Source organism: Caballeronia sp. LZ008 (assembly GCF_031451435.1).
Lineage (GTDB): Bacteria > Pseudomonadota > Gammaproteobacteria > Burkholderiales > Burkholderiaceae > Caballeronia > Caballeronia zhejiangensis.
The window spans coordinates 1,214,256-1,227,547 of sequence record NZ_JARUXK010000003.1 but is presented as its reverse complement, the minus strand read 5'-3'; the positions used below and the strand labels follow the sequence as shown (position 1 = coordinate 1,227,547).

At 64.6% G+C, this 13,292-nt stretch carries 13 protein-coding genes; 7 read left to right on the top strand and 6 right to left on the bottom strand.

Translation table 11 applies throughout. The features are described 5' to 3' along the window. Positions 1–37: 37 nt before the first annotated feature. Both QCE49_RS24560 and QCE49_RS24555 read right to left on the bottom strand, forming a co-directional pair. Positions 38–1,582 carry a sugar ABC transporter ATP-binding protein gene (locus QCE49_RS24560; RefSeq protein WP_250441223.1) on the bottom strand — a complete coding sequence of 515 codons (1,545 nt, stop codon included), beginning with the start codon at positions 1,580–1,582 and terminating at the stop codon, positions 38–40. Beyond that, entirely contained in the window at positions 1,572–2,813 is a 1,242-nt protein-coding gene (locus QCE49_RS24555; protein ID WP_175982673.1) for an ROK family transcriptional regulator, read from the bottom strand. The genes QCE49_RS24560 and QCE49_RS24555 overlap by 11 nt, the downstream gene beginning before the upstream one ends. Positions 2,814–3,124: 311 nt before the next feature. Here QCE49_RS24555 and QCE49_RS24550 point away from each other — a divergent pair, with 311 nt between their 5' ends. Both QCE49_RS24550 and QCE49_RS24545 read left to right on the top strand, forming a co-directional pair. Beyond that, positions 3,125–3,619 (top strand): GAF domain-containing protein, encoded by a 495-nt coding sequence (locus QCE49_RS24550; RefSeq protein ID WP_175982672.1) that lies wholly within the window; start codon positions 3,125–3,127, stop codon positions 3,617–3,619. A gap of 126 nt (positions 3,620–3,745) precedes the next feature. After that, positions 3,746–4,729, top strand: a complete 984-nt coding sequence (locus tag QCE49_RS24545) for a substrate-binding domain-containing protein (protein ID WP_033536490.1) — start codon at positions 3,746–3,748, stop codon at positions 4,727–4,729. A 6-nt stretch (positions 4,730–4,735) separates the two neighbouring features. Here QCE49_RS24545 and QCE49_RS24540 read toward each other — a convergent pair whose 3' ends face one another. Continuing rightward, positions 4,736–5,908 carry a fumarylacetoacetate hydrolase family protein gene (locus QCE49_RS24540; RefSeq protein WP_008349133.1) on the bottom strand — a complete coding sequence of 391 codons (1,173 nt, stop codon included), beginning with the start codon at positions 5,906–5,908 and terminating at the stop codon, positions 4,736–4,738. A gap of 101 nt (positions 5,909–6,009) precedes the next feature. On the opposite strand from QCE49_RS24540, the gene QCE49_RS24535 reads away from it, so the two are divergent. Then, the gene (locus tag QCE49_RS24535; protein WP_008349131.1) at positions 6,010–6,756 is read left to right on the top strand and encodes an IclR family transcriptional regulator; all 747 of its coding nucleotides are present in this window, start codon (positions 6,010–6,012) and stop codon (positions 6,754–6,756) included. Here QCE49_RS24535 and QCE49_RS24530 read toward each other — a convergent pair. Beyond that, entirely contained in the window at positions 6,735–7,277 is a 543-nt protein-coding gene (locus QCE49_RS24530) for a universal stress protein (protein WP_250436905.1), read from the bottom strand. The two genes, QCE49_RS24535 and QCE49_RS24530, sit on opposite strands and share 22 nt — an antisense overlap. 272 nt (positions 7,278–7,549) lie before the next feature. Here QCE49_RS24530 and QCE49_RS24525 point away from each other — a divergent pair, with 272 nt between their 5' ends. The 3 genes from QCE49_RS24525 to QCE49_RS24515 are packed head-to-tail and all read left to right on the top strand — an operon-like array spanning position 7,550 to position 11,841. Then, positions 7,550–8,701: an HlyD family secretion protein gene (locus tag QCE49_RS24525; RefSeq protein WP_250458187.1), complete on the top strand. Its 1,152-nt coding sequence runs from the start codon at positions 7,550–7,552 to the stop codon at positions 8,699–8,701. Between the two features lie 4 nt (positions 8,702–8,705). Continuing rightward, positions 8,706–10,292 carry a DHA2 family efflux MFS transporter permease subunit gene (locus tag QCE49_RS24520; RefSeq protein WP_250458186.1) on the top strand — a complete coding sequence of 529 codons (1,587 nt, stop codon included), beginning with the start codon at positions 8,706–8,708 and terminating at the stop codon, positions 10,290–10,292. 1 nt (position 10,293) lies between these two features. Then, positions 10,294–11,841 carry an efflux transporter outer membrane subunit gene (locus QCE49_RS24515; protein ID WP_250458185.1) on the top strand — a complete coding sequence of 516 codons (1,548 nt, stop codon included), beginning with the start codon at positions 10,294–10,296 and terminating at the stop codon, positions 11,839–11,841. Here QCE49_RS24515 and QCE49_RS24510 read toward each other — a convergent pair. Then, positions 11,838–12,077, bottom strand: a complete 240-nt coding sequence (locus tag QCE49_RS24510) for a hypothetical protein (protein WP_175982667.1) — start codon at positions 12,075–12,077, stop codon at positions 11,838–11,840. The genes QCE49_RS24515 and QCE49_RS24510 overlap by 4 nt on opposite strands. A gap of 219 nt (positions 12,078–12,296) precedes the next feature. Here QCE49_RS24510 and QCE49_RS24505 point away from each other — a divergent pair, with 219 nt between their 5' ends. Then, the gene (locus QCE49_RS24505) at positions 12,297–12,764 is read left to right on the top strand and encodes a response regulator (protein WP_175982666.1); all 468 of its coding nucleotides are present in this window, start codon (positions 12,297–12,299) and stop codon (positions 12,762–12,764) included. On the opposite strand, the gene QCE49_RS24500 is transcribed toward QCE49_RS24505, so the two are convergent. Then, positions 12,740–13,150 (bottom strand): hypothetical protein, encoded by a 411-nt coding sequence (locus QCE49_RS24500; protein WP_250458184.1) that lies wholly within the window; start codon positions 13,148–13,150, stop codon positions 12,740–12,742. The two genes, QCE49_RS24505 and QCE49_RS24500, sit on opposite strands and share 25 nt — an antisense overlap. Positions 13,151–13,292 lie beyond the last annotated feature (142 nt).

Here is a 13,292-nt window from a genome sequence, read left to right as displayed (position 1 = left end):
TTTCGTCGTGTTAGCCATGTCTCTCTCCAGATATCCTTTAAGCCGCCTGATCGAGCGCGACCTTCGAGCCCGTCGCCAGTTCGATGATCCCTTCCTGCGAAATCGGCTTGCCCGAATGGCCGCCGAGTTCGCCCGCGATTTCGCCTTCGCGCATCACGAGCACGCGGTCCGCCACGCCGATCACTTCCGGCAGCTCGCTCGAGATGACGATCACGCCGACGCCCGACCGCGCGAGATCGTTGATGATTCGATAAATCTCCGACTTCGCGCCGATATCGACGCCACGTGTCGGCTCGTCGAGAATCAGCACTTCGGGCTTGGTTTCGAGCAGGCGCGACAGCAGCACCTTCTGCTGATTGCCGCCTGACAGCGCGCCCACGTTCACGCGCATGTTCGGCACGCGGATGGTCAGCGCGGCGATGGCGTCTTTCGCGCGCGCGTTGCCGCGCGGCAGGTCCATCACGCCGGCTTTCGCATCGCGTCCGGCGACGGTGATATTGATGTTGTCGCGCACGCTCATGTCGAGGAAGAGGCCCTGGCCCTTGCGGTCTTCCGTCAGATAGACGAGACCGGCATCGATCGCGTCGCGCGGCGTGCGCAGCTTGAGCGGCTTCCCGTGCATCGACACTTCGCCGCGTATCGCCGGTTCCGCGCCGAAGATCAGACGCGCGAACTCCGTGCGTCCCGCGCCGACGAGTCCCGCGATGCCCAGCACTTCGCCCTTGTGCAGATCGAGGCTGCATCCTTTCACGCGATTGCCGTCCGCCATATCGCGCACGGACAGCACGACGTTGCCCGGATCGTAAGGCGCGTGCTGCTTCTTGTAGAAGCCGGAGATGTCGCGGCCGACCATCATCTTGACGAGGCTGTCGGCGGAGAGTTCGTCGCGCATCAGCGTGCCGACGTACGCGCCGTCGCGCAGCACCGAAACGCGGTCGCTCAGTTCATAAATCTCCGCCATCCGATGACTGATGTAGATGATCGCGATGCCTTCCTCGCGCAGTTGCCGCACGAGCTCGAACAGGCGATCGGTTTCGCGCGAGGAGAGCGGCGTGGTCGGCTCGTCCATCACGAGGATGCGCGCGTGAGCATGCACGGCGCGCGCGATTTCGACGAGTTGCCGCTCCGCGATCGACAGGTCGCCGACGAGCGTATGCGGCTTGAAGTTCGCACCGAGACGCTTGAGCACGTCGGTGCACCCGCGCTCCATGCCCGCGCGATCGACGAGCCTGCCGCGCCGCAATTCGCGCCCCGCGTAAATGTTCTCCGCGACGGAAAGATTCGGCGCGAGGCTCAGTTCCTGATAGATCACCGCGACGCCGAGCGCGCGCGCGGCGAGCGGCCCGCCGATGGTGACGGTCTTGCCGTCGATCAGGATTTCTCCGCCCGCATCGGCCTGATACGCGCCCGAGAGGATTTTCATCAGCGTGGATTTGCCCGCGCCGTTTTCGCCCATCAGCGAATGCACTTCGCCGGGATAGACCGACAGACGCACGTCGTTCAACGCGCGCACGCCGGGAAAGGTTTTGCTGATGCCGCGCATTTCGAGCAGCGGCGGTCGGCTGGAAGCATCATGCGGCATGGTTCATCTCCTGCGGTTTGATGCCCGCGTGGCGGATCGCCGCGCGCGGTGAGAAGTTGAAGAACATCGGCAACGTGGCCGCGCCGATCGCGCCCGCATCCGGGCCGAAGGAGCCGCGCACGAGCGTCGGGGTGCCGCGCGCTTCGGGCGCGTTGGCGGCGAGCGTCGTCGACAGACGTGCGACGAGCTTGTCGAGGAGGCCGCCGTCGATGTCGGAATCGATCACGACCATCGGCACGTCGAGCACGCAGAGCGTCGCGCGCAGGGCGGGCGCGAGCGCTTCGATGCAGTCGTCGATCCATTCGTCGACGGCGGGAAGACTGCGCTCGATGCAAGCCTGCAGATCGACGCGGTTATCCGCCGCGGCGCCACAGTAGTTGAGATGCCGCACGAGCGCGTTCAGCGATGCGCGCGACAGCAGGATGTCCCACTGGCCGGCCGGTTGCGGCGCGGACGGCAGGCGGCTTGGCGGCACCGGAATCACGCCGATGTCGCCCGCATTGCCCGACGCGCCGCGCAGGCAGTCGCCGTTGATCGCGATGCCGCCGCCAATCGCGGAGCCGAGAAAGAGATAGACGAAGTCGTCGCAACTGCGGCCGTGGCCGTAGAAAAGCTCGGCCGTCGCGGCGGCGTTGCCGTCGTTTTCGCTGAAAACCGGCAGCGAGAGCGTGCGCGCCAGTTCATCGGCGAAATCGGTTTCGTCCCACGCGCGGAAGCGTTCGGCGGGCAGGCCGAGTTCGCGCAGCCAGCTGCCGAGATTGAAGGGCTGCGCGATGCCGATGCCCGTCAGCCGCTCGCGCTCCGGCTCGGAAAGCAGGCGAAGCATGCTTTTGACATCGCGTTGCACGATTTTGAGCACTTCGGACGGATGCGGCAGGATGGCGTCCAGCGCGCTGCGGGCGAGCACGTCGCCGGCGAAATTCACGAGCACCGTTTCGATGCCCGTGCGATCCAGCCGCACGCCGATACCGAACGCGCCGCGCGGATCGAGCCGGATCAGCGACGCGGGCTGACCGCGCTGGCCTTCGAGACGACGACCGGTGTATTCGATCAGGCCCGCATTTTCCAACGATTCGACGATGCTGCCGACCGCCGTGCTCGTGAGATTCGCGTGACGCGCGAGATCGGCCTTCGATGCCGGCTCGGTGCGCCGCAGCGCCTGCAACAGCAGACGTTCGTTGTACCGGCGCACGCTCGCGGAATTGCTGCCTCTGCCGCTTGGGGATTTCACGCGCTGTCTCCGAAGTAGCCGGCCATCGAGTCGTGGCCATTAATTAAATCAAGTTGATTTATTTAAGACCGACGGCGCGGCGAAGTAAAGCAGGGAAATCCCGAAGCATTTTGTTCAGCGGAATTCGAAACGCGCTGCGCGACCATTGCAAACCGCAGACCCGGTGCGCTTTCACACTAGGCGATGCAATCGTCAGTTCCAAGCTTTGCGACACGGCTTTGCAGCCAGCTTTCGACGCGCGGTGCGCGCAGCGTCGTGCGGATCGATGTGCTATCGTCGGCGACACTTTTCGACACATTGGCCGCCGTTTCATGTTCTCGATTTCCGAAGCCACGCACGCGACCAAGGCCGCGCAATACGACGATCTGCTGCAGCAAGCCCGCGCGCTCATCGCCGATGAAACCGACTTCATCGCCAACGCGGCGAATTTTTCGTCCCTCATCTATCACACGCTGCCGGATCTGAACTGGGCCGGCTTCTATCTGTTCGACGGCACCGAACTCGTCGTCGGGCCGTTTCAGGGCAAGCCGGCGTGCGTGCGGATCGCGCTTGGACGCGGCGTCTGCGGCACGGCGGCGCGCGAACGGCGCACGCAGGTGGTGCCGGACGTGCACGCGTTTCCGGGCCACATCGCCTGCGATTCGGCGTCGCGCTCGGAGATCGTCGTGCCGCTCGTCGGAAGCGACGGCGCGCTGATCGGCGTGTGGGACGTCGATAGCCCCGTGCCGAACCGCTTCGACGATGAAGACGCGCTCGGCATGGAAGCGCTGTGCGCCGAGTTCATCGCGCTCGCGTGGAAAAAATGAACGTCGAAGCAGCGGATAACGGCGCGGCCGCGCTCGTGGAAGCGGCCTCGCGCTGAGAATTTGTCCTCATCGGACGGCCGACCGCGTGCGTCTACAATGGGACGTTTTCATCCGTCTCAAAATTTCATGACGAGCCTCGTCCGCCGCCGCCTGCTTGCCGCATGCGCCATGAGCGCGTGTGCGTTCGCGCGCGTGCGCGACGTGCGCGCGGCATCGGACAAGGCGACCGTCGCGCTCGTGATGAAGTCGCTCGGCGATCCGTTCGTCGTGTCGATGATCGAAGGCGCGCGCAACTATCAGCGCCATTACGCATCGCAGCTCGATCTCACGACGAACGGCACGCTCACCGACAACGACGTCGCCGGGCAGATTCACATCGTCGAGTCGCTCATCGAAGCGAAGGTCAACGCGATCGTCATCGCGCCGGCGGATTCGAAGGCGCTGCTGCCGGTGGCGGCGAAGGCGATCGCGGCGGGCATCATCGTGATCGCCATCGACAATCCTTTCGACGAAGCCGCTCAGGACGCGGCGCGCGTCACGATTCCGTTCGTCGGACCGGACAGCCGGCGCGGGGCGAGGCTCGTCGGTGGGTATCTCGGCTCGAAGCTGAAGGCGGGCGATGAAGTCGGGATCATCGGCGGGCCGGCGAACGATCGCAACGCGCAGCAGCGCACGGTCGGCTTCACGGACGCGATGAACGCGGCGGGCATGCGTATCGCCGCCGTGGACAGCGGCGACTGGACCCTCGTAAGCGGCAAGGCGAGTGCGCTGGAGATGCTCTATGCGCATCCGGACTTGCGCGGCTTGCTCTGCGCGAACGACAACATCGCGATGGGCGCGATCGACGCGATCCGCATCGCCGGAAAAAGGGGCCGCGTGCTGGTGACGGGCTACAACAACATCGAAACCGTGCAGCCGATGCTCGACGACGGCCGCCTGCTTGCGACCGTCGAGCAATTCGGCGCGCGGCAGGCGGTGTTCGGTCTGGATGTCGCGGTGAAGGCGCTCGTGGAGAAGCGGCGGCAGAGAGACTTGTCGCCGTATATGGAAACGCCGGTGCAACTGGTGACGAGAGGGGCAGCGAAGGGGTTTCGGTTCGGGGCTTCTTAGAGCGCGTTAAACCAGCCCCCGCGCCGCAAGACTCCGATACAGCGCCCGCACCCCGAACGTCCACGGCTCGATTTCCGTCGACAGCTTCACCGTATTGACGAGCGCGCCGAGACTGGGCGTCGAGATCGTCACGACATCGCCGAGATGATGCGTGAAGCCGCCGCCTTCGGTGTCGCGGTCCTTGATCGGCGAGAACATCGTGCCGAGGAACAGCATGAATCCATCCGGATACTGATGATGCGCGCCGTGCGTCTGCGTGACGAGATCCGCCGGATCGCGGCTGATCTCGCTCATGTGGCTCACGCCTTCGAGCACGAAGCCATCGTCCGCGCCTTCGATGCGCAGCGACACGCTCGTCGCGCGCACCGAATCCAGCGTGAAGCGCTCGTCGAAAAGACGCACGAACGGGCCGATCGCGCACGACGCGTTGTTGTCCTTCGCCTTGCCCAGCAACAGCGCGCTGCGGCCTTCGATATCGCGCAGATTCACGTCGTTGCCGAGCGTCGCGCCGACGATCTCGCCACGCGCATTCACCGCCAGCACGATCTCCGGCTCCGGGTTGTTCCATTTCGACGTCGGATACAGGCCGACATCCGCGCCGAACCCGACCGACGACATCGGCTGCGACTTCGAAAACACTTCCGCGTCCGGCCCGATTCCCACTTCCATGTATTGCGACCACGCGCCGCGACGCTCCAGTTCGGCCTTCAGCTTCATCGCGGCGTCCGAGCCGGGCTCGATCTTCGACAGATCCGCGCCGATCAGCTTGTTGATCGTGTCGCGCACTTCCTGCGCGCGGCTTGCGTCGCCGCCCGCCTGCTCTTCGATGACGCGCTCCAGCAAACTCACCGCGAACGTGACGCCGCACGCCTTCACCGCCTGCACGTCGCAGGGCGCGAGCAGGCGCAGGCCGCCGGCGGATGCATCGAGCGTCGCTTGCAGCAGATCCTGAACGTTGCCGAGATGCTCGCCTTCGGCGTTGCGGGCGATGTCGAGCGCATCGGCGTGATCGAAGAGGTCGGCGGTGGTCGGCGCGGCGCGCGTGATGTCGAACACTTCGCCCTTGCGCACCGCGACGACGGCGGGACCGTTCACGGGCGCAGGGCGCCAGACACGGCCGATCAGCACGGCGTCGGCGAAATCTTCGGGCAGACAGGAGGAGACGTTGACGGTTTGCATGAATGCGATGACAGGCGGGAAAGGAATGCCGATCGTAGCCCGCGTGTCGAAGAGTGTCCATTGGGTTGATTAAATGTCCAACCCGTTGGAATAATGCGGTCATGGAAAAAACTTACGACGTTCCCGCGCTGCGCCGCGCCAGCGACATTCTCGAAGCGCTCGCCGCCGCCGCGAAACCGGTGCGTGCGGCCGCGCTCGCGGAACAAACCGGCCTCTCGCGCAGCACGCTTTATCTGATGCTGGAAACGCTCGCGCGCATGCAATGGATCGAAAAGCGCGACGACGGCTACATGATCGGCGTCGGTCTCTTCGAGCTCGGCAACGCCTATGTGCGGCACGACAAGCTGCAAGCCGCGTTTCGCGAAGGCGCCGGCGCGTTCATCAACAAGCACAACGAGGTCGTGCAGCTCGCCGTGCTCGACGGCGTGCAGGTTGTCTACATCGCGCGCGAGGACGCGCATCGTCCGGTGCGGCTCGTGTCGGATCTCGGCTCGCGTCTGCCCGCGCATTGCTGCGCGCTCGGCAAGGCGCTGCTTTCCGGAATGACCGATGAAGCCGTGATCGAGCGCCTGCCCGACCGTCTCGAAGCGGTGACGCCGCGCACCATCACGCGGCGCGCGGCGCTACTGCGCGAACTCGCGTCGATTCGCGCGAGCGGTCTCGCGGTCGAGCGCGAGGAAGTCGCGGAAGGCCTCGCGTGTTTCGCGGCTTACGTCGGGATGACGCCGGCGGGCAAGCGCGTCGCGGTATCGACGAGCGTGCCGGTCGGCCGGCTCGATCCGAAACGTGAGAAGCAGATTTCGATCGGCATCGTGCAGCTTGCAGCTCACTTGCGCGGCGCGCTCTGACGATGTGATACGCGCGTGCCAGCGCAGGCCGACGAAGCGGCGACGCGCGCGTGAGCCAATCCTGCGGAAAGCGGTGCGCTCGCGTGCGCCGCGATCAGCACGTCGCATGTTGCGTGCGAGCACACCACATCGCGCAGACGCGCTTCGCCGTGCCGCCAGCCGGTTTCCGCCTCGCCGCCGAGCACGATCAGATCCGCGCCCGCCGCTTTCGCCTCGCGCGCGATCAGTTCGCCGACGCTCGTGCCGTCGAGCGGCTGCGTGACACTGCGCGCAATGCCGTCGATGCCCGCGCTATCGATCAATCGCGCCGCATAGCGCGTGACGGCGCGCGCGTGATCCTCGATGACATCGAGCGTTTCGCCCGGATTGCTGTCGGCGGTGACGATGGCCCACCACGGCGCCTGATCGACGATGTGCAGCGCGGTCAGCCGCGCGTTGCAGTCGCGGGCGCGCGTGATGGCGGTGGTCAGGGCGCTTTCGCTGAGGCTCGTGCCGACCGCGACGAGAATGTGCTTGTACATGATGAGTCTCCGTCTGTTTGGTTCAGAGCGGATGATCGGCTCGCAAAGTTAGCGGGAAATGAGCGCGCAATTGCATCTTTTACAAAGCGACTGGATCGCTGGCCATTGCGCCCGCGCCGCTGCGCCTTCGCGTATCGAAACCGTAAGGGAATACCGTTTGCTGATCGTGTGCCTTCCGAATGCCTTGATCGAGCGTCCGAGCGCTCCGGCATTCGCGCAACTTCGCCCGGCGTTCGTCCGGGACTCATCCGATTACCCGATAGCGAGCGGCGATGTCAGACCGAGACGACTCCGATACTCAAGACGAAGCGCGCGAGAATGATCGCAAGGACGCGAAAGACGACGGCGACAAAGCGGAAGACAAAGCGGAAGACAAAGCGCGCAAGAAGCCCGGCAAAAAGCCGCTGATCATTCTGGGCGTCGTCGTCGTGGTGCTGGCGATCGGCGCGTTCGTCTGGTGGTTCCTGACGCGCAATCAGGTCAGCACCGACGACGCCTACACCGACGGCGATGCCGTCACGATCGCGCCGAAGGTATCGGGCTATGTCGTGACGATGAACATCGACGACAACCGCTTCGTGCACAAGGGCGATCTGCTCATCAGGATCGATCCGCGCGATTATCAGGCGCAACTCGATCAGGCCAACGCGCAGCTCGGTCTCGCGCAGGCGCAACTGCACGCGGCGCAAACGCAGCTCGAAGTGGCGCGCGTGCAGTATCCCGCGCAGCTCGCAGAGGCCCAGGCGCAGGAGCTCAACGCGCGCGCCAATCTCGCGCAGGCGAGCGCGGCGTACGAGCGGCAGCATTCCGTCGATATCCGCGCGACGTCGCAACAAAACATCGACACCGCGGACGCGCAGCAAAAGAGCGCGCAGGCGAACGTCGCGCAGGCGCGTGCGCAGGTCCGCACCGCGAGCCTCGTGCCGCAGCAGATCGCGCAAGTCGTGGCGACCGTCGAGGAGCGGCGTCAGCAAGTGCGGCAGGCGCAGGCGCAAGTCGAATCGGCGCAACTGAATCTCTCGTACACGGAACTGCGCGCGCCCGCCGATGGCTGGATCACGAAGCGCAACGTGCAATACGGCACGTTCCTGCAGGCGGGCACGTCGATACTTTCGCTCGTCACGACGCGCGTCTGGATCAGCGCGAACTTCAAGGAGTCGCAACTGGATCGGATGCAGCCGGGCGACAAGGTCGATATCGACGTCGATGCGTATCCCGACATGAAGCTGCACGGCCACGTCGACAGCGTGCAGCTCGGCAGCGGCTCGCGCTTCTCCGCGTTCCCCGCCGAAAACGCGACGGGCAACTTCGTGAAGATCGTGCAGCGCGTGCCGGTGAAGATCGTCATCGACGATGGATTGAAGCCGGGCACATCGCTGCCGCTCGGGCTTTCGGTCGTGCCGACCGTCATGCTGCGCCATTGACATCATGAGCGACAGCACCGCGGAACGCGACCACAGCGGCTGGAAGCCGAGCGCGAATCCGTGGCTCATCGCCGTGGTCGTCACGCTCGCGGCGTTCATGGAAGTGCTCGACACGACCATCGTGAACGTCGCGCTGCCGCACATTTCCGGCACGATGTCCGCGAGCTACGACGAAGCGACGTGGACACTCACGTCCTATCTCGTCGCGAACGGCATCGTGCTGCCGCTTTCGGCGTACTTCTCGAAGATACTCGGGCGCAAGCGCTACTTTCTCATCTGCATCGGGGCGTTCACGGTCTGCTCGTTCATGTGCGGCATCGCGTCGAATCTCGGTGAACTGATCGTCTTCCGGATTCTGCAGGGCTTCTTCGGCGGCGGCCTGCAACCGAGCCAGCAATCGATCATTCTCGATACCTTTCCGCCCGAGCAGCGCGGCCGCGCGTTCTCGATCTCGGCGGTGGCGATCGTCGTCGCGCCGGTGCTCGGACCGACGCTCGGCGGCTGGATCACCGATAACTTCACCTGGCGCTGGGTCTTTCTCATCAACGTGCCGGTGGGCGTGCTGACGACCATCGCGGTGATGCAGTTCGTCGAAGATCCGCCGTGGGAAAAACGGCAAGACCCGAAGAAGATCGGCATCGATGTGGTCGGCATCAGCCTCATCGCGCTCGGGCTCGGCTGTCTGCAAGTATTTCTCGATCGCGGCGAGGACGACGACTGGTTCGCGTCGAACTTCATCGTGACGTTCGCGGTGCTCGCGGCGGTAGGCATCGTCGGCGCGACATTCTGGCTGCTGTACGCGAAGCGGCCCGTCGTCGATCTTCGCGTGATGAAAGATCGCAACTTCGCGCTCGGTTCGGCGGCTATCGTCGGATTCGCATCGGTGCTGTACGGCAGCGCCGTGCTGATACCGCAGCTCGCGCAACAGCAGCTCGGCTACACGGCGACGCTCGCGGGCCTCGTGCTCTCGCCGGGCGCGATCTGCATCGTGTTCCTGATTCCCGTCGTCAGCAAGCTGATGAACGTGATCCAGACGCGCTTTCTCGTCGCGTTCGGCTTCTTTCTGATGGGATGCGCGCTCTTGTATTCGCATCATCTCGTGCCGAACGTCGATTACGTGACGCTGACGAAGATGCGCAGCGCGCAATCCATCGGCATCGGCTTTCTGTTCGTGCCGGTCACGACGCTCGCGTATCTGTCACTGCCGAAGTCGCTGAACAACGATGCCTCCGCGCTCTTCACGATGTTTCGCAACGTCGCGGGATCGATCGGCATCTCGCTCGCGACCGCGATGATCCGCGAGCGCACGCAGGCGAACATGGCGCATATGGTCGAGCATCTGACGCCGCTCAATCAGCCGTACAACGAGTCGGTGCAACGCATCGCGCGCACGCTGATGGACAGTGGCCAGACGATGTCGCAAGCGATGTCCGCCGCGACCGGGCAGATGTACAAGACGCTCGTATCGCAGGCGACCATCCTCGCGTATCTCGACGTGTTCGCCGCGTGCGCGATCTTCGCGTTCATGTTCATACCGCTCACGTTTTTCTTTTCGCCCGTGAAGGCTTCGGGCCAGGCGGGAGGGCATTGAGATGAAGCTGCGTCCAATCATTCCGTTCATTCCGATGTTCGCGCTCGCATTGAGCGCGTGCGCGGTCGGCCCGGATTTCACGCCGCCGAAAGCCGATGTTCCCGATAACTGGCGCGACACGCAGCGCGCGCAGAACGCGCCGGACGATCCGCGCGTGCCCCATGCCGACGCGCCATCGACGGCGCAGACTTCCGCCGATCCCGATCCGCGCTGGTGGAAGCAGTTCAACGATGCGACGCTCGATGCGCTGATCGAACGCGCCATCGCGGGCAATCTCGATTTGCAGAGCGCGGTGCTGCGCATCGCGGCGGCGCGGGAAGAGAGCGTGTCGGCGGCGGCGCAGGGCTTGCCGCAGTTGAGCGCGAATGCGAGCGTGAAGCGTCAGCAACTCGGCTTGAAAGGCCTGCTCGAATCGCAAGGCGTGTACGACAAGCTCGACGGTCTCGGCGCGAACGGCGCGCAGATCCGTCAGGGACTCGATTCCGCGACCGGTCCGGTCACGCTGTTTCAGGACGGCTTCGACGCATCGTGGGAACTCGATCTTTTTGGCCGCGTGCGGCGTTCGGTGGAATCGGCGAATGCGCAGACGCAGGCTGAAATCGAAAGTCGCAACGACGCGCTCGTTTCGCTCGAATCGGAAGTCGCACGCACGTATGCGCAATTGCGCGGCGCGCAGGCGATCAAGCAGATCACACTCGCCGAGATCGACGCCGAAGAGCAGATTCTCGATCTCACGCGCGAACAGGCACGCGTCGGCCTGACGAGCCAGCAGGACGTGCAGAGCGCGAGCGCGCAAGTCGGATCGTTGCAGGCGCAACTGCCGACGCTCGATGCACAAATCGCGCAGGCGATGAACGGTCTCGCCGTGCTGACCGGCAACGCGCCGGGCACGCTCGACGCGGAACTGTCCGATGCGCGCGCGTTGCCGCCGGTGCCGCCGGTCGTGCCGATCGGCTTGCCGTCGACGCTCGCGCGCCGTCGTCCAGACATTCGCCGCGCGGAGGCGCAACTGCATTCCGCGACCGCTGAAGTCGGCGTCGCGGTGGCGCAGATGTATCCGGATATCTCACTAACTGGGCAGGTCGGCACGCGTGCAACGAAGGCGCGCTATCTCGCGCATTGGTCGAGCCTGTTCTGGTCGGTCGGGCCGAGCATTTCGCTGCCGATTTTCGAAGGCGGCGCGTTGCGCGCGAACGTGCGCGTGGCGAAGGCGCAGGCGGGGCAAGCGGCGTTGCAGTATCGGCAGACGGTGCTCAACGCGTTGCAGGAAGTGGATAACGCGCTGGTTTCGTATCGGACCGAACAGGACCGGCGCGCGGCGCTCACGCGCACGGTCGAGGCGAATCGCGTCAGCCTGCAACTCGCGACGGACAGTTATCGCAAAGGACTCACGCCTTTCGTGACCGTGCTCGATGCCGAACGTCAGCTTGCGCAGACGCGCGAGCAGCTCGCGCAATCGACCGTCAACGTGACGACCGATCTCATCGCCGTGTACAAGTCGCTCGGCGGCGGATGGCAGGACGACGCATCCGCGACCGCGCAAAACTAACGTCTGCGCTTTTTCCAGTCGTAGTCGGCGGGCGGATCGGCGACGCCGGGCTTGCCGACCGAATGCGGGTTTTCACTGCATAGCGTGACGAAGCCGATGTTCTCGCCAGCGGCTTGACGGCGGCGCAGGTCTTCAGCGAAGCGCAGCGCATCGGCGAGCGCGTTCGCATCGAAGCGCTTGTAGCGTGCCGCGCCTTCGGCGTCAGGGTTGTCGCCAAGCCAATACACGACGAACATCGATTAGCCTCTCGTTTGGAGATGAATGCACCATCGTCGACGCTCATGCGACGACGATGCAAATCCTGCACGGCGCGCGTGCATCGACGCGCCGCGACAGCCACCGGGTAATCCCGAAGTGTAACGTCGGCGCGCCGCATGCCGCCTGACGCCACGCTTTTGCGGGCCCGCGAGGGAATGATCGTTGCTCTCATCTCCGTTCATTCCGAGGCCCGAACGATGCAACGACACGAACGTGTTTCCACGCGAGCGCTGTGGCAGATTCCGCCGCGCGCGACGTGCTGCGACGAGCCGCGCGTGCTCATCGCCGATGACGACATGGACGCGACGCGCGCGATCTGTCTCGCGCTCGAAGACGCCGACTTCACCGTGCGCGCGGTGCACACGGGCCTCGACGCCGTGTCGCTCGCGCGCAAGTGGCGGCCGGGCGTCGTACTGCTCGATCTGATGATGCCGCTCGGCGATGGCTGGGAAGCGGCCGAAGCGATCCGCGCCATCGATCTGTCGATGTTGCTGCTCGCGCATACGAGTTGCACGGATCCGCAGGATCTGTCGCGCGCGCAGCGCACCGGCTTCAACGGCTACTTTGTCAAGCCGACGGAACTCGACGGCATGATCGCGGTGCTGCGCGATTATTTCTCGGCGCGTCAAGGCGAGGGCGATCATGCATCGGTGCGCTTGCGCTGAACGAGTTCGAGCTTCGGCGCGAATGGTTCGACATCGCGCTCTGCGTCCGCTTTCAACATGTCTTCCCAGTACTGACAATAGCCGGCCCAGAACGGCATCTGCGTATGCGCGGATGCAGCCGTCGGCAGCGGATCGGGCAGCATTCGGCGCAGGCGTCCGATCTCCTTGTGCTTCCATTGCAGCAGCGCGCGGCGCTCTCCGCGCCGCGGCGGGCACATTTCGTTCATGCTCGCAACAGCTATCGAGAAACCCTCGGCGGGGCGCGATGCCATTTTCGTCAGCACCGCGGTCTGCGGGCGCGGCCCGCGTTCGTGACAGATGATCGCGCCGATCTGCCCAAGGATGTACATCGCTTTCGCCATCGGCGGTTCGGAATGGTATTGCATGGCGCTTCTCTTTTTATCGTTATGAGTCTTCGTGCACGGCGCTCGAAGTCTTCTCGATCTTGATGTGAATGCGTCCAGGCGACGCATTTATAAGATACCGTATTGAGATTAATCCGAAATGTGCGTCGACAAAAAGATACAG